This window comes from Nonomuraea guangzhouensis, from assembly GCF_019396345.1.
GTDB lineage: Bacteria > Actinomycetota > Actinomycetes > Streptosporangiales > Streptosporangiaceae > Nonomuraea > Nonomuraea guangzhouensis.
In genome coordinates, this window is the sequence record NZ_JAHKRM010000005.1 from 139142 (window position 1) to 158438 (window position 19297).

At 70.6% G+C, this 19297-nt stretch carries 17 protein-coding genes; 2 read left to right on the top strand and 15 right to left on the bottom strand.

All coding sequences use genetic code 11. The annotated features are described in order from the left end of the window. Positions 1 to 83: 83 nt before the first annotated feature. The 3 genes from KME78_RS11320 to KME78_RS11330 form a co-directional block, all read right to left on the bottom strand. Positions 84 to 1523 carry a serine hydrolase domain-containing protein gene (locus tag KME78_RS11320; RefSeq protein ID WP_219528785.1) on the bottom strand — a complete coding sequence of 480 codons (1440 nt, stop codon included), beginning with the start codon at positions 1521 to 1523 and terminating at the stop codon, positions 84 to 86. Between the two features lie 38 nt (positions 1524 to 1561). Then, positions 1562 to 3040, bottom strand: a complete 1479-nt coding sequence (locus KME78_RS11325; protein WP_219528786.1) for an MFS transporter — start codon at positions 3038 to 3040, stop codon at positions 1562 to 1564. Positions 3041 to 3138: 98 nt separating this feature from the next. After that, positions 3139 to 3516 (bottom strand): VOC family protein, encoded by a 378-nt coding sequence (locus tag KME78_RS11330; RefSeq protein ID WP_219528787.1) that lies wholly within the window; start codon positions 3514 to 3516, stop codon positions 3139 to 3141. Between the two features lie 183 nt (positions 3517 to 3699). Here KME78_RS11330 and KME78_RS11335 point away from each other — a divergent pair, with 183 nt between their 5' ends. Then, positions 3700 to 4590 carry a LysR family transcriptional regulator gene (locus tag KME78_RS11335; protein ID WP_219528788.1) on the top strand — a complete coding sequence of 297 codons (891 nt, stop codon included), beginning with the start codon at positions 3700 to 3702 and terminating at the stop codon, positions 4588 to 4590. Positions 4591 to 4657: 67 nt separating this feature from the next. On the opposite strand, the gene KME78_RS11340 is transcribed toward KME78_RS11335, so the two are convergent. The 9 genes from KME78_RS11340 to KME78_RS11380 all read right to left on the bottom strand — a co-directional run bounded on the left by KME78_RS11340 (position 4658) and on the right by KME78_RS11380 (position 15916). Further along, complete coding sequence (locus tag KME78_RS11340; protein WP_219528789.1) at positions 4658 to 5257, bottom strand: hypothetical protein; 600 nt, start codon at positions 5255 to 5257, stop codon at positions 4658 to 4660. Continuing rightward, a complete protein-coding gene (locus tag KME78_RS11345; RefSeq protein WP_219528790.1) occupies positions 5254 to 6645 on the bottom strand; it encodes a selenium-binding protein SBP56-related protein in 1392 nt (463 codons plus the stop codon). Before KME78_RS11345 ends, KME78_RS11340 begins: the two co-directional genes overlap by 4 nt. A gap of 75 nt (positions 6646 to 6720) precedes the next feature. Then, entirely contained in the window at positions 6721 to 7452 is a 732-nt protein-coding gene (gene narI / locus KME78_RS11350; RefSeq protein ID WP_219528791.1) for a respiratory nitrate reductase subunit gamma, read from the bottom strand. Further along, positions 7449 to 8057 (bottom strand): nitrate reductase molybdenum cofactor assembly chaperone, encoded by a 609-nt coding sequence (narJ, locus tag KME78_RS11355; RefSeq protein ID WP_219528792.1) that lies wholly within the window; start codon positions 8055 to 8057, stop codon positions 7449 to 7451. Before narJ ends, narI begins: the two co-directional genes overlap by 4 nt. After that, on the bottom strand, positions 8054 to 9709 hold the full coding sequence (gene narH, locus KME78_RS11360; RefSeq protein ID WP_219528793.1) for a nitrate reductase subunit beta: 1656 nt from the start codon (positions 9707 to 9709) through the stop codon (positions 8054 to 8056). The genes narJ and narH overlap by 4 nt, the downstream gene beginning before the upstream one ends. Beyond that, positions 9709 to 13362, bottom strand: coding sequence for a nitrate reductase subunit alpha (locus KME78_RS11365; RefSeq protein WP_219528794.1), 3654 nt, complete (start codon positions 13360 to 13362; stop codon positions 9709 to 9711). Before KME78_RS11365 ends, narH begins: the two co-directional genes overlap by 1 nt. Before the next feature lie 82 nt (positions 13363 to 13444). After that, positions 13445 to 13870 (bottom strand): pyridoxamine 5'-phosphate oxidase family protein, encoded by a 426-nt coding sequence (locus KME78_RS11370; protein WP_219528795.1) that lies wholly within the window; start codon positions 13868 to 13870, stop codon positions 13445 to 13447. A gap of 84 nt (positions 13871 to 13954) precedes the next feature. After that, positions 13955 to 15190 carry an MFS transporter gene (locus KME78_RS11375; RefSeq protein ID WP_219528796.1) on the bottom strand — a complete coding sequence of 412 codons (1236 nt, stop codon included), beginning with the start codon at positions 15188 to 15190 and terminating at the stop codon, positions 13955 to 13957. Between the two features lie 162 nt (positions 15191 to 15352). Beyond that, complete coding sequence (locus KME78_RS11380) at positions 15353 to 15916, bottom strand: TetR/AcrR family transcriptional regulator (protein WP_219528797.1); 564 nt, start codon at positions 15914 to 15916, stop codon at positions 15353 to 15355. A gap of 63 nt (positions 15917 to 15979) precedes the next feature. Here KME78_RS11380 and KME78_RS11385 point away from each other — a divergent pair, with 63 nt between their 5' ends. Then, positions 15980 to 16810 (top strand): cupin domain-containing protein, encoded by an 831-nt coding sequence (locus tag KME78_RS11385; protein WP_246650917.1) that lies wholly within the window; start codon positions 15980 to 15982, stop codon positions 16808 to 16810. Here KME78_RS11385 and KME78_RS11390 read toward each other — a convergent pair. The 3 genes from KME78_RS11390 to KME78_RS11400 all read right to left on the bottom strand — a co-directional run bounded on the left by KME78_RS11390 (position 16791) and on the right by KME78_RS11400 (position 19275). Continuing rightward, on the bottom strand, positions 16791 to 17288 hold the full coding sequence (locus KME78_RS11390) for a DoxX family protein (RefSeq protein WP_308126898.1): 498 nt from the start codon (positions 17286 to 17288) through the stop codon (positions 16791 to 16793). The genes KME78_RS11385 and KME78_RS11390 overlap by 20 nt on opposite strands. An 85-nt stretch (positions 17289 to 17373) precedes the next feature. Further along, entirely contained in the window at positions 17374 to 18561 is a 1188-nt protein-coding gene (locus KME78_RS66065; RefSeq protein ID WP_219528798.1) for an adenylyl-sulfate kinase, read from the bottom strand. Positions 18562 to 18606: 45 nt separating this feature from the next. Continuing rightward, positions 18607 to 19275 carry an esterase/lipase family protein gene (locus KME78_RS11400; protein ID WP_219528799.1) on the bottom strand — a complete coding sequence of 223 codons (669 nt, stop codon included), beginning with the start codon at positions 19273 to 19275 and terminating at the stop codon, positions 18607 to 18609. Positions 19276 to 19297: the final 22 nt, after the last annotated feature.

Below are 19297 nucleotides of genomic sequence, written 5' to 3' on the forward strand. Positions count from 1 at the left end.
CGTGCTCCTTGCCGAAAAAATGGTTGGCCCGGCCAATGTTGGCCGGGCCAACCATAGCAAGAATCGTTGGGCATGCCAACGGGTTAGATCTTGGGGGTGGCCCGCATGCCGACGTACACGCAGTCGGTGCCGTTGGCCAGGGTGGCGAAGACCACGGGCATGTAGTCCTCGCTGAAGGAGGGGCCGGCGCCGGAGGCGGCGAAGACCGTCTCCGTGACCGGCTCCAGGGCCATCTCCAGGGGCGGGGAGAGGTCCTTCATGTCGTCGACGAACTCGTAGCGCATGTGCGCGTTCCCGTCGTCGTCGCGGCTGACGGTGATGACGACGCCTTCGCGCCGGTACGTGCCCAGCAGGGGCGTGAGGTCGACGGCCGGAGGCTGGGCGGGTGGTCCGAAGGAGGCGGGCATGGTGACGCCGGCGAGTTCGCCGAGCAGGTCGCGGAACAGGTCCCGGTAGAGCAGCCGGGCGCTGCCGCCGTTGGTCATCAGGGCCACGGCCACGCCCGCGTGCGGCACGACCCGCAGGTAGGCGTACTGGCCGATGGCGGCGCCGTCGTGGCCGTAGCCGGCGATGCCGTCCCAGTCGTACAGGGTCCAGCCCAGGCCCCAGCCGTCGGCGCTGACGGTCCACTTGTCCGGCACGTCCACCTCGCGGTGCCGCATCGCCGCCACCGCCTGCGGTGACAGCACTCCCTTGCCGTCCTCCAGGTGCATGTGGGCCAGGCGGGCCATGTCACCGGCGGAGACCAGCACCCGGCCGGCGGGGCCCGCCGAGCGCGGCATCATGTCCCACACCGGTGCCGGGTCCGGGTCCTTGCCGGGCTCGCCCAGGTGGCTCATGGCCACGCGGAAGCGCAGGGCCTCCTCTGGCAGCGTCATCGACCGTTCCAGCCCCAGCGGGGTGAACAGCAGGTCCTTCAGCGCCTGGTCCCAGGTCAGCCCGGTGACCACCTCGATGACCCGGCCCAGCACCACGTAGCCGAGGCCGCCATAGGAGACCGCGGTGCCGGGCGGGCAGTCCAGCGCCACCTTCCGGGCCGCCTCGACGTACTTGGCCAGGCAGTCGTCGCCGCGGCCCGAGTCGTGGTTGAAGTCGTTGGTCACCCCGCCGGTGTGGGACAGCAGCTGCCGGATGGTGATCGTCTTGGTGGCTTCCGGGTCGGGGGTGGCGAACTCCGGCAGCACGTCCACCACCGGCGCGTCCAGCTCCAGCCGGCCTTCGTCGACCAGCCGCATCACCAGCGTGGCGGTGTAGACCTTGGCGATCGATCCCGAATGGAAGATCGAGTCCGGCGTCACCTCCACACCGGTCCCCCGGTTCAGCACCCCGCTGGCCAGCTCGTGGACCTGCCCGTCGACCAGCACGGCCAGCGCCGCGCCCGGCACGTGGTGGGCGGCGCGCAGCTCGTCCAGCCGCGCCTGCCAGCGGGCGCGGTGGAAGCTTCGGCCGGTGGAGCCGCTGCTGCCCCACTCCCCCGAGGCCGTCCAGTTGCCGTCAGCGTCCCAGGCGAGGTTTTCCGACATGTTCTTTATCTCCTTGATGGTGTGAAGGGGGGTGGAGGTCAGTGGTGGCCGGCCAGGGCGGGCTCGCGTGGCTCGCCGGACAGGACCGGGTGGGTGTTGCGGGCGCGCAGGACGAGCCCGGCCAGGACCGCCGCGGCGAGTACCGCGGCGGCGCTGAGCAGGAAGACCGAGGACATGGCCGAGGTGAAGGCGTCGCGGGCGGCCTGCGCGAGCGGGGCGTCCCCGGCGGCGAGCCCGTCCGCGACCGAGCGCCGGGCCGCCTCGGGCGCGGTCGCGGGCATGGCGGCGGTGTAGGCGCTGGACAGGACGCTGCCCAGGACGGCGACACCGAGCGCGGCGCCCGCCTGCTGAATGGTGTCGTTGAGCGCGGAGCCGACCCCGGCGTGCTCGGCGGGGACGGCGCCCATCAACGCGGAGACGGCCGCGGGCATGGCCAGACCGCCGCCGGCGCCGAGGGTGAGCAGGGCGCAGGCCATCACCGCGAACGATCCGGGGACGGCCAGCAGGGCGAACCCGGCGGCCATCACGGTGAGCCCCGTGACGATCAGGGCCCGGTTGCCGATCCTGGTGCCGAGGGCGGCGCCGAGCGCGTTGCAGGCCAGCGAGGCGACCGCCATCGGGGCGAAGGCCAGCCCCGCCTGGGTGGGGGTGTAGCCGAGCACGTACTGCAGGTATTGGCTGAACACCAGCAGCAGGCCGCCGTTGCCGATCTGGACCAGGGTGAGGGAGAAGCTGCCACCGCTGAAGACGCGGTCGCGGAACAGGCGCAGCGGGACCATCGGGTACGCCGTGCGCAGCTCCCAGAGCACGAAGCCGATCAGCGCGCCGACGGCGAGGGCCAAGGCCGGCACGGACAGGCCGTGCGGCAGCTCGATGATCGTCCAGACCAGTGCGGTCATGCCGGAGGCGGACAGGATCGCGCCCAGCGGATCCGGCCTGCTCCAGGGGCCCTTCGACTCGGGCATCAGGACGAGGGCCGCGACGATCGCCAGCGCGGCGACCGGCACGTTGATCAGGAACACCGACCCCCACCAGAACCAGGCGATCAACGCACCGCCCAGGACGGGCCCACCGACCAGTCCGGCCATGGCCACGGCGCTCCAGGCGGCCATCGCCTTGCGCCGCTCCTCGTCGTCGAAGACGGTGATGAGGATGGACAGCGTGCTCGGCATGATCAGCGCGCCGCCGACGCCCATCGCCGCACGGGCGGCGATCAACTGGACGGGGTCGGCGGCGAAGGCCGCCACCAGCGAGGCGGCGCCGAACAACGCCAGGCCGATGATCATGATTTTCCGGCGGCCGAACCGGTCCGACAGGCTGCCGGCCGTCAGCAGCAGGCCGGCGAAGACCAGGATGTAGGAGTCCAGGATCCACTGGGTGTCCTGGGCCGTGGCGCCGAGGTCGGCGGCCAGCGGCGGGATCGCCACCGTCAGCACCATGTTGTCGATGACCAGCACCAGGGTGCTGAGACATAACACGATCAGGATGAGCCAGCGGCGTGGATGACGTGCTTGCATGAGAACCTTCCAGAAAACCTGCCGAGGAGCGCGCGGTGTCCCGGGCATGGGGACGCGCGTGTCCGCGGACGGAAAAACGTCACAAGGGATTGGCCGGGTCACGCCCCGGCGGGCGGAATCCATTCGGCGAGCTGGACCACGACGCCGTTGGGGTCGGTCAGGCACAGCCGCCACTCGCCCCAGGGCTCCTGGCGCAGCGGCGTGGTGATGTTGGCGCCCTCCCGGCGCAGCCGGTCGTGCTCGGCGTCGATCCCGACGACGGTGAAGGACACGACCATGTCCGTCCGGCGGCTCCGCGGCGGCTGCTCGAGGTCGCGCTGTCGTACGACCAGGTCCACCGCCGCGTCGTCGCGGCCCAGCCACACGAAACCGTCGCCGGACACCACCTCGCGAAAGCCGAGGTGCGTGCCGAAGAACCGGCTGCAGGCCGCCATGTCGTCAACGCTCAGCGACACCGTGGAGGCGATCACGTTCACGTGCGAACCTCTGGCTCTGGTCGCCGGACCGGCAGGCCCATGTCACACTTCCTTCCGATAGGTCGATCTTTGGTCACCGGAGCCCGCTCCGCTGACAAGATCAAGCATTCTGGCTGGCCAGGCCCGGAACAATGGCGGAAGACGTAATGCCGGTTAACCCAGAAGTTCACGATCGGGGGCGGGATGGAACTGCGGGACATCGAGATCTTTCTGGCCCTGGCCGAGGAGCTCCATTTCGGCAAGACCGCCGAGCGGCTGCACGTGACTCCGGCTCGGGTGAGCCAGGCGATCAAGAAGCAGGAGCGCGGCGTCGGCGGCAAGCTGTTCGAGCGCACGAGCCGCAACGTCCAGTTGACCGCGCTCGGCGAGCGGCTGTATCAGGACCTGCGGGTGGTGTACCAGGGCCTGCACGACAGCATGGAACGAGCCAGGCTGGCCGCCCAGGGCAAGACCGACGTGCTGCGCGTCGGCATGCTGCCCAGCAATGCTCACGACCTGCTCCCCTTCTGGCAGGAGTTCCGCTCCCGCCACCCCGCGTGGGGGCTGCGGATCCGGCACAACCCCTTCATCCAGCCGTTCGAGCCGCTGCGCAACGGGGAGATCGACGTGCTGGTGTCCTGGCTGCCGGTGGAGGAGCCCGATCTGACCGTCGGGCCGGTCGTCTTCACCGAGCACAGGGTGATGCTGGTGCCTGTCGGCCACGCGCTCGCCGACCGCGAGTCGGTCTCCCTGGAGGCGCTGGGCGACCACGGCGTCATGCGGCCCTCGATCGTCCAGCCCGACTACTGGGAGGACGCCTTCACGCCCTTCCAGACCCCCAGCGGCCGGCTGATCGAGCGCAGTCTGGCCGTCTCGCAGCTGGACGACGTGTTCACCCTCGTCGGCGCCGACGGGGCCGTGCACAACCTGGCGGCCCACGCTGCCCGCTACCACGCTCGCCCCGACATCGTCTACCTGCCGATCCACGACGCGCCGCTGCTGAGATGGGGGCTGGTGTGGCGCGGCGACGCCGAGACCGAACTCGTCCGCGCTCTGGCCCAGGTGATTCGCGACCTGGGCACCGCCTGCCTCTGAGCTCGTTATCAGCGCTTTAGGCGGCGATCGCCTGGCGGACGCCGGTACGGCCCTGCGGATCTGGCCGTCACGCCTGGACCAGGGTGATGACGCCCGCGCTCACGAGGGCGACCGCCCACATGCGGTCCAGGTTGAACCAGGCGCGCCGGAGCACCGTGAGGCCCACCACCTCGTACACGACCAGGGCGATGACACCCGCCACCACGAACATCGCCAGCGTGTGCAGAGCGGCCACCGCCAGGCCGCCGGTGAGGGCGTGGCCCGGGTGGCCGGGGACGTGCAGGCCGGTGAAGACCGGCAGCAGCATCAGGCCGGCGCCGTGGGCCGAGGACATCAGGAACGACCAGCAGGCCAGCTGCCACAGCGACAGCCGCATCCCCACCCAGCGGAAGTGCCGGGTCGACAGCAGCCGCCACAGGCCGAACCCGACCAGCACCACCCCGCCGCCGATCGACAGCACCCTGCCGGTGACCAGCGAGCCGGTGGCGCCGACGACGAGCGCGACCAGGGCGACCGAGGCCAGATGGCCGAGCGCGATGACCGGCAGCGACTGCAGCAGCAGGTCCCTGCTGCGCTCCTGCAGGCCGCGGGCCACGGCGAACAGCCAGCCCATGGCCGGGTTCAGGCCGTGGAAGGCGCCCAGCAGGAGCACCGTGGCGATCGTCACGGGTAGCAGTAGGAATCGGAGGAGGCATCGCCGCCCTGCAGCCGCACCTGGTGGGGGCGCAGGCCGCGAAACGCCTCGCCGTGGGGGAAGAAGCGGGTGTCGAGAGTGAAGGAGTCGGCGTCGATCTTGGCCATCCAGGCGCCGACGCCCTCAGGGTAGAACTGGTCGTCCCAGGCGCCGTACAGGGAGTTGGTGACGTAGACGCGGCGGCCGTCGCGGCTGACCTCCACCATCTGGGGGCCGCCCCGCAGGGGCAGCGACGGCTGGGCCGGGTGGGGCGCCTGCCGGACGATGCCGCCGAGCTTGACCGAGCCCAGCTCCACGGGCTTGGTCGGGTCCGACACGTCGTACTGCTTGAGCTCGCCGGTGCCCCAGCACGAGACGTACAGCCGCTGGTCGTCGACCGACAGGTCGATGTCGGTGACCAGCGGCGGCACCGCGCCGAAGGGCTGCAGCAGGGGCGGCAGCAGGCCGGCGTCGGCGGGTTCGGCGGGGATGGAGATCACCTTGCGGGCCTGCCAGCGGCCGTTCTCGTGGAACCAGAGCCAGACGGAGGCCGACAGGTCCGCGACGCTGATGACGACCCCGGCGAACCCGTAGGTGCGGGTGGGGTCGTGGGCCGGGCGGAGCTCCAGGGTCATCTGGTGTTCGTCGCCGAGGTCGACCTCCTGGACGTGCCTGCGCTTGCGTAGATCCCAGAAGTGCAGTTTGTGGCCGTACGCGCGGCCGAGCAGCAGCTCCCCCACCACCCCGTCCTCGATCATCGACGGCGTGCCCCACTCGGAGCTGATCAGCACGTCATGGTTGAGGTGCCACCAGAAGTCGTAGGCGAGATACTGCGGCCCCCGGTCCATCTCCCAGCGCCCGAGCACGTCGAAGGAGGTGTGGTCGAGGATCGCGATCCCGCCCGGCCCCTCGTTGCCGTTCGCGCCGCCGAGCGCGGACAGGTAGAGCCCTTCCGGCCCGCAGTGCACGGTGTGGGGCCGCGAGTAGCCGGCCCGCTTGGCCAGCTCCTCCGCCTCGATGACCTTGACCAGTTCGGGGCTGATCCGGTCCTTGGTGTCGAAGATGTGGATCCGCGAGGACCGCAGCCCCGGCACGACGAGGTAGCGGCGTTCGACGTGCGGATGCGGGGCGTAGGGACACAGCGCGCTGCTGCAGGCGTTCCATCCGAAGTGGTGCAGCTCGTCGCCGGTGTTGGGCAGGTCGGTCCAGCCCACCACCTGGCCGTAGGTCGGCGAGGCGGCATCGGTGTCGATGACGGCCAGCGCGTCCGGCCTGGTCGCCGACCTGTCGAAGGCGGCGACGTAGGCCAGTTTCTCGGCGGGTGCGTCTGCCGCGTCCCTCGGCGATGGATAGAACGTGGGGTCCGGAGTCCAGAGGCTCATCCTTTCACGTATCCACTAATTTCCTACAAGGTCAACCGGGTATGGGCCACGTTTTCGGAATGGTCGCGCAAGGTCTCAGCGTGAGGGCTCCCAGCCGCGCCGGGGCGTACGGGCGCCGGCCGGCTGGTCGGCGCGGCTGCGGTAGACGATGTAGGGGCGGGTCAGGTAGCCGATGGGCGCGGTGAGCATGTGCACCAGCCGGGTGAACGGCCAGATGGCGAACAGCAGCAGCGCGCTGAGCGCGTGCAACTGGAACAGGATCGGCGCGCCGGCCATCAGCGCGGGCCGCGGGCTGAAGGTGAAGATCGACCGGAACCAGGGCGAGATGGTGGTGCGATAGTCGTAGCCGGAGCCGATGACGTTGGCCGCCACCGTGGCGGCCAGGCCGAGCACGATGGTGATGCTCAGCACGGCGTACATGAGCTTGTCGTTGCGGGTGGTGGCCGTGAAGACGGGTCCGACGGTGCGCCGCCGGTAGATGAGGATCGCCAGGCCGCCGAGGGTGGCGGCGCCCGCGATGGTGCCGAGCACGACGGCGGTGACGTGGTAGGCCTCCTCGCTCATCCCTATGGCCGCCGTCCAGCTCTTGGGGATCACCAGCCCGCCGATGTGGCCGAGCAGGACGACCAGGATGCCGAAGTGGAACAGCGGGCTGCCGACGCGCAGCAGCCGCGACTCGTACATCTGCGACGAGCGGGTGGTCCAGCCGAACTTGTCATAGCGGTAGCGCCACAGGTGGCCGAGCACGAACAGCGTCAGCGCCACGTACGGCGCCACCACCCACAGCAGGATCTCCAGGCTTTTCATCTGTAAGGCTCCAATCCGACCTCCTCGGCCGGCGGTCCTTCGGCCGCCAGCCGCAGCGCGGCCTCCTTCTCGCGCGAGCCGGCCGGGGGCAGGGTGGCCGCCACGGCCGCCACCACGTCGGCGTACGGCGAGCGCTCGTCCTCCAGCGCCGCGCGCAGCAGCTCCAGGCCCGCACGGTGCTCCTGCAGCAGGCGGCGGGCCGCCCGCACGCCACCGCGGGCCGACAGCTCGCACACCACCGCCACGTGGTCGGGCAGTTCGCCGTCGGCCACCTCGAAACCGTCGGCGCGCAGGGCGTGCTTGAAACGCAGCAGCGCGCCGCCGCGCTTGCGGGTGTCGCCGTAGGCGTAGTACGTCAGGTACGGGCAGCAGCGCCGCTTGAGGTCGAAGGTCGCCACGTAATGGGCGGCCAGGTCGCCCTGCGCGGTGACGGCGGTGTGGTCGAGGAAGGCGGTCAGGCGCTCGCGCACCTCACCGCCGGGCAGCGCGGCCACGGCCCCGGCCAGCAACTGCCGGGCGTCGTACAACCGGTCGTCGGGGTAGCCGAGCAGCACCGATGCCACCATGTGCGCCGTACGCAGCTCGCCTTCGCCCAGATCAATCATGATTTGCCCCGGTTTCTCTTGGGGAACAGCCCGTCGGGAGTGCCCTTGCCGTCCCAGTTGAGGAGGTTGACGCGGCCGCGTAGCTCGTCGGCGTCCTCCAGGTCATCGCCGGCCTGCCGCTCGCGCAGCGCGTGGAAGTTCTCCACCGCGACCGGGGCGGGCAGGCCGGAGGCCTCGCCGAACGGGCCGCCCATGCCGGGCCCGCCTTCGTAGTCGAGGCTGCATCCGGTGGCGCTCTCCTCCAGCCGCGCGCCCTGCTCGGCGTGGGCCTGGGGGATCACGTACCGCTCGGCGTACGGTGCCAGGGCCAGCAGCCGGTGCATCGCCTCGACCTGCTCGCCGCTCATCCCTACAGCGGCGGCGATCGACTCGTCGGGGTCCTGGCCGAGGTTGAGGCGGCGCATGTAGGAACGCATGGCGGCCAGACGGCGCAGCACGGCTCGGACCGGCTCGGGGTCGCCGGCGGTGAACAGCTCGGCGAGGTAGCCGATCGGAATGCGCAGGGCGTCGATCGCGCCGAACAGGTTCCCGGGGTCCTCGCCGTCGTGGCCGGTGCCGGACAGCACGTCCACCACGGGCGACAGGGGCGGGATGTACCAGACCATCGGCATCGTGCGGTACTCCGGGTGCAGCGGGAGCGCGACGCCGTACTCGAAGATCAGCTGGTGGATCGGGGAGCTGCGGGCGGCCGCCAGCCAGTCCTCGGGGATGTTCGCGGCGCGGGCGGCGGCGATCACCTCGGGGTCGTGCGGGTCCAGCAGGACGCTCTTGTGCGCCTCGTACAGATCCTTCTCGTCCGGGACGCTCGCCGCCTCGGCGACCCGGTCGGCGTCGTAGAGGAGCAGGCCGAGGTAGCGCAGCCGGCCCACGCAGGTCTCCGAGCAGACCGTGGGGATGCCGACCTCGATGCGGGGGTAGCACATGGTGCACTTCTCGGCCTTGCCGGTGCGGTGGTTGAAGTACACCTTCTTGTACGGGCAGCCGGTCACGCACATGCGCCAGCCCCGGCAGCGGTCCTGGTCGACCAGGACGATCCCGTCCTCCGAGCGCTTGTACATCGCGCCGGACGGGCAGGAGGCCACGCACGAGGGGTTGAGGCAGTGCTCGCAGATGCGCGGCAGGTAGAACATGAACGCCTGCTCGAACTCCAGCTTCACCTGGCCCGACAGCTTGCGTAGCACCGGGTCGGCGGGGGCGAGCTCGGGGCCGCCGGCCAGGTTGTCGTCCCAGTTCGCACTCCAGCTGATCTTGGTGGGCTCGCCGCTGATGAGCGAGCGGGGCCGCGCCACCGGGGTGTCGGCCTGCATGGGGGCGGAGAAGAGCCGGTCGTAGTCGTAGGTCCAGGGCTCGTAGTAGTCCTGGATGGAGGGCATGAGTGGGTTCGCGAAGATGGTGAACAGCTTCTTGAGCCGCCCGCCCGCCTTCAGCCGGAGCCGGCCGCGCCGGTTGAGCTCCCAGCCGCCCTTCCATTTGTCCTGGTCCTGGTAGGTGCGGGGGTAGCCCTGGCCGGGGCGGGTCTCGACGTTGTTGAACCAGACGTACTCGGTGCCCGCCCGGTTGGTCCAGGCCTGCTTGCAGGTGACCGAACACGTGTGACAGCCGATGCACTTGTCCAGGTTCATCACCATCGCGAGTTGAGCCATGATCCGCATCAGTAGTCGACCTCCTGAGTGCGGCGGCGGATCACGGTGACCTCGTCGCGCTGGTTGCCGGTGGGCCCGAGGTAGTTGAAGGCGAAGCTCAACTGGGCGTACCCGCCGATGAGATGGGTGGGCTTGACCAGGAGCCGGGTGAGCGAGTTGTGGATGCCGCCGCGCCGCCCGGAGGTCTCGCTCTTGGGCACGTCCACCACGCGTTCCTGGGCGTGGTACATGTACACCGTGCCCTCGGGCATCCGGTGCGAGACGACCGCGCGGGCCACGACGACGCCGTTGCGGTTGACCGCCTCCACCCAGTCGTTGTCGGCGATCTTCACCTTGGCCGCGTCGGCGGGGCTCATCCAGATGGTCGGGCCGCCTCGGGACAGCGTGAGCATGAGCAGGTTGTCCTGGTATTCGGAGTGGATGGACCACTTGGAGTGCGGGGTGAGGTAGCGCACGGTGATACCGTCCGCCCCGGATTCGCCGACGCCGGGCTCGCCGAACATCGCGGTCATGTTCAGCGGCGGCCGGTAGGTCGGCAGCGCCTCGCCGGCCTCGTGGATCCAGTCGTGGTCGAGATAGAAGTGCTGGCGGCCGGTCAGCGTGTGCCAGGGTTTGCGATGCTCGACATTGATGGTGAACGCCGAGTAGCGCCGCCCGCCGCTCTCGCTGCCCGACCATTCCGGCGAGGTGATCACCGGCACGGGCCGGGCCTGGGTGTCGGCGAAGGTGATCTGCTTGTGCCTGTCGGCCAGCCCGTCGAACGACGTCCCGGTACGCCGGCCCAGCGTGGCGAACCCCTGGGCGGCCAGGCGCCCGTTGGTGGTGCCCGACAAGGCCAGGATGGCCTCGCACATGTCGCTGTCGCGGGCCAGGGAGGGGCGGCCCGTGGCGACGCCGCCGCGGACGGTGCCGTTCATCCTGCCCAGCCGGTCGATCTCGCCGGAGACGTCGTACGTCAGCCCCTTGGTCGTGGCCCCGAGCCGTTCCAGCAGCGGACCGAGCGCGGCCATCTTCCGCGCGACCGCCCCGTAGTCGCGCTCCACCGTGACCAGCTTGGGGAAGTCGCGTCCCGGAGTGGGCGGCCGGCCCGTCGCGCGCCAATCATGGACCCGCCCGTGCGGCGTGGCCAGCTCGTCGGGCGTGTCGTGCAGCAGCGGCACGGCCACCACGTCCGTACGGGTGCCCAGATGGGTCTTCGCCAGGTCGCTGAAGGCGCGGGCGATGGCGTGGAAGGCCGCGAAGTCGGTACGGGTCTGCCAGGGCGGGTCGATCGCCGGGGTGAAGGCGTGCACGAACGGGTGCATGTCGGTCGAGGACAGATCGTGCTTCTCGTACCACGTGGCGGCGGGCAGCACGATGTCGGAGAACAACGTGGTGGAGGTCATCCGGAAGTCCAGCGACAGCAGCAGGTCGAGCTTGCCGCGCGGCGCCTCCTGCGGCCAGGCCACGCTCGTCGGCCGCTGCCCGGGGGCGGCTTCCCCGGCTCGTACGTCCGAGTCGGCGCCCAGCAGGTGACGCAGGAAGTACTCGTTGCCCTTGGCCGAGGAGCCGAGCAGGTTGGCCCGCCACACGGTCAGCACGCGCGGCCAGTTCGCGGGCGCGTCGGGGTCCTCGCAGGCGAACCCGAGCCGCCCTTGGGCGACCTGATCGGCCACGTACGGTCCCGCCTCCGTACCCGCCGCGGCCGCCTCGTCGGCCAGGTCGAGCGGATTGCGATCGAAGGTGGGGTACGACGGCATCCAGCCCATCCGCGCCGAGTACGACAGCAGGTCGGCGGTGGCCTTGCCGGTGAACGCGCCGCTGCCGAGCGGGGAGGAGACGATGTCTGCCGAGTAGGTGTCATAGCGCCACTGGTCGGTGTGCAGGTACCAGTAGGCGGTGCCGATCATCTGCCGTGGCGGGCGCGACCAGTCCAGGCCGAAGGCCAGCTGCGCCCAGCCGGTGATCGGCCGGCACTTCTCCTGGCCGACGTAATGGGCCCAGCCGCCGCCGTTGACGCCCTGGCAGCCGGTCAGCGTGGTCAGCGCCAGGAAGGAGCGGTAGATGGTGTCGGAGTGGAACCAGTGGTTCGTCCCCGCTCCCATGATGATCATGGATCGGCCGCCCGACTCCTCGGCGTTGCGGGCGAACTCCCGGGCGATGCGGGTGGCCGCCGCGGCCGGCACCGAGGTGAGCGCCTCCTGCCAGGCCGGGGTGTACGGCTCGGCCGCGTCGTCGTATCCGGACGGCCAGCGTCCCGGCAGCCCGTCGCGGGCCACGCCGTACTGGGCGAGCATCAGGTCGTACACCGTGGTGACCAGGTGGCCGCCGACGCGCCGCACCGGCACGCCACGTTCCAGCACTCCTTCGCCGTGACCGTCGAAGCGCGGCAGCACGACCGCCGCCGCCTCCTGCCCGAGGCAGGTCAGCAGCGGGTCCACCTCGCCCAGGTCGAGGTTCCAGCGGCCCTGGCCCTGCTCGGAGTAGCGGAACGCGAGCGAGCCGTTCGGCACGACCGGCTCGCCGCTCCGCGCGTCCAGCAGGACCGTGGCGAACGCCGCCTCCTGCCCTTCCTGCCCCAGGTCGGCCGCGGTGAGGAACTTGTCCGGCACGTACGACCCGTCCCGCTCACGCAGCCGGATCAGGAACGGCAGGTCGGTGAAGCGCTTGACGTAATCGGTGAAATAGGGCGTCGGCCGGTCGACGAAGAACTCCTTGAGGATCACCTGCCCCATCGCCATGGCCAGCGCGCCGTCCGTGCCCGGGTGCGGCGCCAGCCACTCGTCGGCGAACTTGGCGGCGTCGTTGTAGTCGGGCGCGAGCACCACCACCTTCTGGCCCCGGTAACGCGCCTCGGCCATGAAGTGGGCGTCGGGAGTGCGGGTGACCGGCACGTTCGAACCCCACAGCATCAGGTACGCCGCGTCCCACCAGTCGGCCGACTCCGGCACGTCCGTCTGGTCGCCGAACACCTGCGGGGAGGCGACCGGCAGGTCGGCGTACCAGTCGTAGAACGACAGCATCGCCCCGCCGATCAGCGAGACGAACCGGGCACCCACCGCATGGGAGGCCATCGACATGGCCGGAATCGGGCTGAATCCGGCCACCCGGTCAGGGCCGTAGGTCTTGATGGTGTGCACGTGCGCCGCGGCGATGATCTCGGTGGCCTCGTCCCAGGTGACGCGCACCAGCCCGCCCTTGCCGCGGGCCGACTGGTAGCGGCGGCGCTTGTCCGGGTCTGTGGTGATCTCCGCCCAGGCGGCGACCGGGTCGCCCAGCCTCGCCCTGGCCTCCCGGTACATCTCCACCAGCACGCCTCTGGCGTACGGGAAGCGGACCCGGGTGGGCGAGTAGGTGTACCAGGAGAAGGCCGCACCGCGCGGACAGCCCCGGGGCTCGTACTCCGGCCGGTCGCCGCCCACGCTCGGGTAGTCGGTCTGCTGCGCCTCCCAGGTGATCACGCCGTCCTTGACGTACACCTTCCAGGAGCAGGAACCGGTGCAGTTGACGCCGTGGGTGGAGCGGACGACCTTGTCGTGGCTCCACCGGTCACGGTAGAACACGTCGCCCTGGCGTCCGCCGATCTGGTGCAACGTGCGCAGGTCATCGGAGGCTTCGCCGCGGCGCAGATGCCTGCCCAGCCGCAACAGGGCATCGCTGAGCGGTCCGTCCATACCTGCCATGCGTGCAACTCCTCATCTCACGCGACCCACCGATGCCGTACGTCTCGATCCTTTCGGCTGGCGGCGGGACGGCTCAGGGCCTTTAGTCCCACCTTCCGGATCCGAAAGACCCGAGGCGCCGGCCGGTGGCCTCCACCGTGGTGATGACGATGAACTGGTCACGGCCACGTACCCACGGCGTCAGCGGCAGTCCTTCCAGCCGGGCGATCTCCGCGGGCTCGTCGGCGACGCGGGCCAGCCCCACGACGGTGACCGACCAGCCGGTCCGCTCCACCGGGTGGAAGTCGTCGACCTCGAAGGCGACGACCGCGCGCCGCGTGGCGGCGGCCAGCTTCGAACCGGCCGCCGTGCGGATGACGATGTCGTCGCCGTCCAGGCAGAAGTTGACCGGCTGCACAGCCGGCAGGGCGCGATCGGTGAACACGATCCGCCCGATCGGGCTTGAGGGCAGCAGGCGCATGCACTCCTCGTGGGAGAGCACCTGCAGGCCGGCTGAGTCGAGTTTCATACCCCTCAGCCTGCGCCGCCCCTACCTGCGGGGTTAGGGACGAAAGTCCCGTGACGGCTGCCGATCCGCCCTCAGTCGCCGGCGTCAGTGCGCGGGCCTGGACGGCATCGGCGGCGCGGCCGGGCGTCGCCCGGCCGTGGCGCGGACCGCGGTGACCGTCAGCACCAGCATCAGCACCGACACCCCGGCCAGCAGGGCCAGGCCCAGCCCGTAGGAGCCGAACAGGCTATAGACCAAGCCCATCACCAGCGGCGGCACAAACCCGCCGAGCCCTCCGGCGGCGCCCACCAGACCCGTGACCGAGCCGACCTTGTCGGCCGGTGCCACCGTCGCCACCAGCGCGAACGTGGCCCCGCTGCCGGCGCCGAGCGCCGCCGCCATGGTCAGGAACGCGGCCGTGCCCAGCATCATCAGCGGCGGGGTGAACGCCTGCGCGGCGGCGCAGCACGCGACCACGGCGAACACGGCGACCAGCACGGGAATCGGCCCGATCCGGTCCGACAGCCAGCCGCCGATCGGCCGCATCACGACCGCGAGGATCACGAACCCGGCCATCCGGTTGGCCGCGTCCGCCTGTTCCAGGCCATAGGCCGACTGCAGATAGACCGGCAGATAGACCGAGAAGGCGACGTACCCGCCGAAGGCCACCGCGTACAGTACGCAGGCCTGCCAGGTGATCGGCAGGCGCACGGCCGCGGCCAGGCGCGCCATGATCGACTGGGTCGGCGCCGTACGGCCCGGCGCGTCACGCAGCGCGAACCAGGCCACCACGGCGTACAGGGCGAGCACCGCCGCGGTGAGCAGGAACGGGGTGGCCGAGCCGCCGGTCCTGACCAGCCTGACCGTGGTCAGCGCGCTGATCGCGGTGCCGCCCATCCCCATGCCGAAGACGCCGACGGCCAGCCCGCGGCGCTCGGGCGGGAACCAGGCGCTGACGAAGGGCACACCCACGGCGAACACCGTCCCGCCGATGCCCAGGAAGAACCCGCCCACCAGCAGCGCCGCCAGCGAGCCCTGCCCCGCCAGGCCGATGAACAGCACCGGGACCATGGTGAGCGCCGAGATCAGCGGGAACATCACCCGGCCGCCGTAGCGGTCGGTGAGCGCCCCGACCGGGATGCGGCCCAGCGAGCCGACGATCACCGGGACCGCGACCAGCAACGCCTGCTGGGTGGCCGACAGGCCCAGGATCTCCTTGAACCGCGGGCCCAGCGGGCTGAGCAGCGCCCACGCCCAGAAGTTCACCGCGAACCCCACCGTTGCCAACGCCAGCATCGACGCCGGTCGGCGGGTCGTTCCGCTGGTCCTGTCGGAGCTCATCTCATCCGCCCTTGTCGTGCCGATCCGTGCTTGAGACAGGCCGCCGTTCGTGGCAGGTGAGCGCTGTCTCCCGTCACATCCCACCGCGACGGCTGCCTGGACTCCTAGGGGCGAAAGTCCCGCACATCGAGTGCTTTGTGCTGTGGGTTCGAAGCGAATGGGTCATCGTGGCTGGAGACCGTCGAGGGCGATGTCGATGAAGCGCCGCCAGTCGCCGATGGCGTCGCGGCTGATCGCGGCCACCGCTCCGGCGATCATGTAGAGGTCCGCGACCTTGACGTCGGCGCGGAAGGTGCCGTCGGCCCGGCCCCGGTCGAGCAGGGTCTCGCCGAGGGCCAGGAGGTCGGCGCCCACCTGGCCGCGCGGCTCGGTCGAGCCCAGGGCCGCCTCGATCGCGCTGGAGACCCCGCGGCCCTCGTCGTGCACCTCGCCGATGCGGGTCAGGAAGCAGATCAGGGCCTGGCGGGTGTCGGGGTTGGGCAGGCACGCGGTCCGGGCGTAGGCCAGGATCTCGGCGAACCGCTGCTCCGTCACCGCCTCGATCAACGCCTGACGTGTCGGGAAATGTCGGTAGACGGTGCCCACGCCGACGCCGGCCGCCTTGGCCACCTCCGCCATCTGCACCTCATCCCCGTGCTCGGCGAACAGCGCGCAGGCCACCTCCAGCACGCGGCCGCGGTTGCGTTCGGCGTCGGTGCGGGGCTTGCGGGTGGTGGGTTTTGACATCCCTCGCGGTCCTCTGTCTAGACTTTAACCGGAATCGGATTCCTCTTCCGGAAAGGTTACCTCATGTCCAAGGGCCGCTTCATCCTCCTGAATCCCGGAGAGTCACGCCTGCCCATGCCGCCACCGACGACGCTCAAGGCCGGAGCCGCCGACACCGAGGGCCGGTTCTCCCTCATCGAGAACCAGGGCCACCATGACCTCCCCTCGCATGTCCACGACGCCTTCGACGAGCTGGTCTTCGTCCTGGACGGAGAGCTGGGCGTCGACTTCGACGGCCGGAGGCATCACCTGACCGCGGGCATGTGCGCGCTGCTGCCGCGCGGCGTCACCCACGCCATGCGCGCCCTGTCGGAGGCTCCGGTCCACGCGCTGCACCTGTTCTCGCCGGGCGGTTGGGAAGCGCACCCAGAGGCCGGGCAGGCGGCGGAGAGCGGCGACATAGGCCGCTTCTATGTTCTCCAGCGCGGTGAAGTGCGCCCGGGGCGGATCAAGGTGCCGCCCGCGTTCGCCGCCAAGGCCCGGGGCACCGACACCGACGGCAGGCTGTCGCTCCTCGAAATGGTGGTGGCTCAGGACATTCCCCGTCACATCCACCATGCGGCGGACGAAGGCATCTACGTACTCGACGGGGAGCTCGTCGTCGAGTACGACGACCGGACGGACAAGGTGGGCAAGGGGCAGTTCGTCCTGCTGCCTCACGGGGTCCCGCACGCGCTGCGCTGCGGGTCCGCCCCTCCCCCGCGGGTCATCCAGATCTCCTCGCCGGGCGGCTGGGAGTGTTTCGTCGAGGACCTGATCGAGGCCAGGCCGCACATCACCACGGGCGGCCGCCTCGACCCGGTCAAACTCAACCCCATCGCCGCCAAGTACGACATCACCTACGGAGTGCCGTAACCCCGGCGACGGTCGGCGCCGGGGTCATCGCCCAGAGCGCGACGGCGATGTACACGACCTGCTCGGGCACCCGCAGCCACAAAGGCGACGCCTCGCCGCCGTTGAACGGCACGTCGGCGACCGCGGCGTAGATGTTGGCCGGCAGCAGCAGCACGAAGAGCGCGACCAGCCCGATCCCGGCCGGCCGGCGCGTCCCGGCGATGATCAGTCCCACCGCGCCCATGAGCTCCAGTACGCCGGTCAGGTAGACCACCGCGTCGGCGAAGGGCACGAAGGGCGGCACCATGCGTACGAGATCCCCATGGTTGGGCATGACCGTGACGCCGTCCGGGACGAAGTGCGCGCTGGCCGTCATGAAGAGCATGACGGCCAGCGCGTGCGCCGCACTGACCGGCCACGAGGCGAACCGGCGGACCCCGAAGGCTCCCAGCGCCCGGAAGCCCAGCAGGGCCACCATCAGCACGATGATCGTTTCCACGGCGATCTCCCATTGGGTAGTTGTGCTATCTAATGTTGGATAGCACAACTATCCTACGAAGGGTCGCGATGTCAAGTGGGGTCGTTCAGTTCGGCCAGTCGCCGAGGAGGGCCCGCACTTCTCCGGCCACCTCACGCACCGACCGGCCGTCGGTCTCCACGCGCAGGTCACCCGCCTTGACGCGGTCGAGCGCCGCGGCCTCGCCCGCGGCGCGTTCGGCGACGCGGCGCAGGGCGCCGGAGTCCAGCCCCTTCATCTCGTCTCCTGGTATCGCGGGCCCGCCTCCCCCGCCGCGCCGAGCGACGCGCTCGGCCAGCGTGGCGGGCCCGGCATGCAGGCGGCACACCGTCAGCGCCGCTCCGGGCAGCAGCTCGGCGTAGCCGCGGACGGTGTCATCCCGGTCGGCGTGCCCGGAGACGATCAGGCACCGGGCCCCCGCCGCGCCGTATCCGGCCCACAGGGCCGCGAGGTTGCGCGCCTTGAGGCGGTGGCCGTCCGGGTCGTCGGCCGCGGCGGGCCGCAGCGCGCCGATCTGCTTCAGATCGACATAAGCCGCCCGTACGCCGGTCCGGATGATCTGGGTGAAGACCTCATAACCGACGGTCGACTTCCCGACCGCGTCGGCGCCGGAGAGCCACAGTACGGGGACCGGGCCGGAAGTGGGTGGGGCCACTGGGCAGGAGGCGGAGCCGCCGGGCATCGGGGCGGGACCGGTGGGCGTCTCGGCGGGGCCGGTGGGTGTCTTGGCGGGGCCGCCGGGCGGCCATCCACCGGCTCGCTCGCGGACCATCCGGGCCACCTCGGACACGGTGCGCCCGTCGGTGTCCAGGCATATGTCGGCGAAGTCGCTGAGGTCCAGCAGCTCCGCCTCGGCGACGGCCTCCGCCACCAGGTCCGGACGCCACCCTCGGGCGATGAACCGTTCCCTGAGCTCAGCGGGGTCCACGCGCAGCCGGCACACGGTCAACGCGGCCTCCGGGAGGAGGTCCGTGTACTCGCGAACCTCCTCCCGGGTGTCGACAAAACCCGACAGGACCACGCACCGCACCCCCTCCTCCCGGAAGTTGGGCCAGATCGCGGCGAGGCTCTGGGCCCGGATCCGATGCGTGCCGCTCTCCGGGAGGGGGTAACAGAGGCTGATCTGGTCGGCGTCGAGGAACGCCGTCTTGATCCCGCTCCGGCTCAGCCGCGCGAACAGCTCCCAGCCGACCGAGGACTTCCCGACACCTGACGGCCCGCACAGCCAGAGCAACGGCAGAGGATCGCTTCTCATCCGCGCGACAGTAGTAGGCCGCGCGTACGGTCGGCGATCGCATTTTCAGGCCGGGCAGCGCCCGTCAAGTGCGCTGAGGACGGCGTCGATGAACACCTGTGACGACGGCTCGTCGGCATGCGCCACACCGGCGAATTCGGCCCGGCACCACACGCCGGCGATGACGTCGTTACGCGTGTCGTCCAGCGAGCTCGCCAGCAACGTGTACTTGACCGGATCCGGCGTGGGGTCGCCGCTGTTGAGCTGGGTGATGAAACTGTTGGTGGGGCACATCTGCCCGCCTTGCCCGGCCGGCAGCAGGCACGCGGGCCAGTAGCCGAGCTGCCCGGTGCCCATCGAGATGTAGCTGAGCGTCTTGGCGGCGCCGCCGAGGAATTTCAGGTAGTGACGCGCGGACAACCCGCCCATGCTGTGCCCGACGATGCTGACCTTGCTGCCGCCGTGCTCTTGCCGTGCCTGCTCCGCGAGGGCGCTGATGGCTTGGGCGTTGGCGACGTTCTCCTCGCCGGGCAGGTCGATCGCGTACGTCGGGTAGCCGGCTTGCTCCAGTGCCGTCTGCATCTGGGCGAACTCGCCGGGAGATCCGTTCCAGCCGTGAACCAGGATGACCGGCTCCCGCTGCGCCCCCTGGGCCGGCGAACCGGTGCAGACCCCGGCCAGCAAGGCGAAAGCGATGATCAGTAACGGCCGGATGCGGTGTGGGCTCGGCGACATCGTCGCACCTCGCTCTTCGTCC

What these genes read in the sequence shown, in the direction of transcription:
- KME78_RS11320 (WP_219528785.1), bottom strand. Translation starts at nt 1,523, where the DNA reads ATGTCGGAAAACCTCGCCTGGGACGCTGACGGCAACTGGACGGCCTCG.
- KME78_RS11325 (WP_219528786.1), bottom strand. Translation starts at nt 3,040, where the DNA reads ATGCAAGCACGTCATCCACGCCGCTGGCTCATCCTGATCGTGTTATGT.
- KME78_RS11335 (WP_219528788.1), top strand. Translation starts at nt 3,700, where the DNA reads ATGGAACTGCGGGACATCGAGATCTTTCTGGCCCTGGCCGAGGAGCTC.
- KME78_RS11345 (WP_219528790.1), bottom strand. Translation starts at nt 6,645, where the DNA reads ATGAGCCTCTGGACTCCGGACCCCACGTTCTATCCATCGCCGAGGGAC.
- narI (WP_219528791.1), bottom strand. Translation starts at nt 7,452, where the DNA reads ATGAAAAGCCTGGAGATCCTGCTGTGGGTGGTGGCGCCGTACGTGGCG.
- narJ (WP_219528792.1), bottom strand. Translation starts at nt 8,057, where the DNA reads ATGATTGATCTGGGCGAAGGCGAGCTGCGTACGGCGCACATGGTGGCA.
- narH (WP_219528793.1), bottom strand. Translation starts at nt 9,709, where the DNA reads ATGCGGATCATGGCTCAACTCGCGATGGTGATGAACCTGGACAAGTGC.
- KME78_RS11365 (WP_219528794.1), bottom strand. Translation starts at nt 13,362, where the DNA reads ATGGCAGGTATGGACGGACCGCTCAGCGATGCCCTGTTGCGGCTGGGC.
- KME78_RS11370 (WP_219528795.1), bottom strand. Translation starts at nt 13,870, where the DNA reads ATGAAACTCGACTCAGCCGGCCTGCAGGTGCTCTCCCACGAGGAGTGC.
- KME78_RS11375 (WP_219528796.1), bottom strand. Translation starts at nt 15,190, where the DNA reads ATGAGCTCCGACAGGACCAGCGGAACGACCCGCCGACCGGCGTCGATG.
- KME78_RS11380 (WP_219528797.1), bottom strand. Translation starts at nt 15,916, where the DNA reads ATGTCAAAACCCACCACCCGCAAGCCCCGCACCGACGCCGAACGCAAC.
- KME78_RS11385 (WP_246650917.1), top strand. Translation starts at nt 15,980, where the DNA reads ATGTCCAAGGGCCGCTTCATCCTCCTGAATCCCGGAGAGTCACGCCTG.
- KME78_RS66065 (WP_219528798.1), bottom strand. Translation starts at nt 18,561, where the DNA reads ATGAGAAGCGATCCTCTGCCGTTGCTCTGGCTGTGCGGGCCGTCAGGT.
- KME78_RS11400 (WP_219528799.1), bottom strand. Translation starts at nt 19,275, where the DNA reads ATGTCGCCGAGCCCACACCGCATCCGGCCGTTACTGATCATCGCTTTC.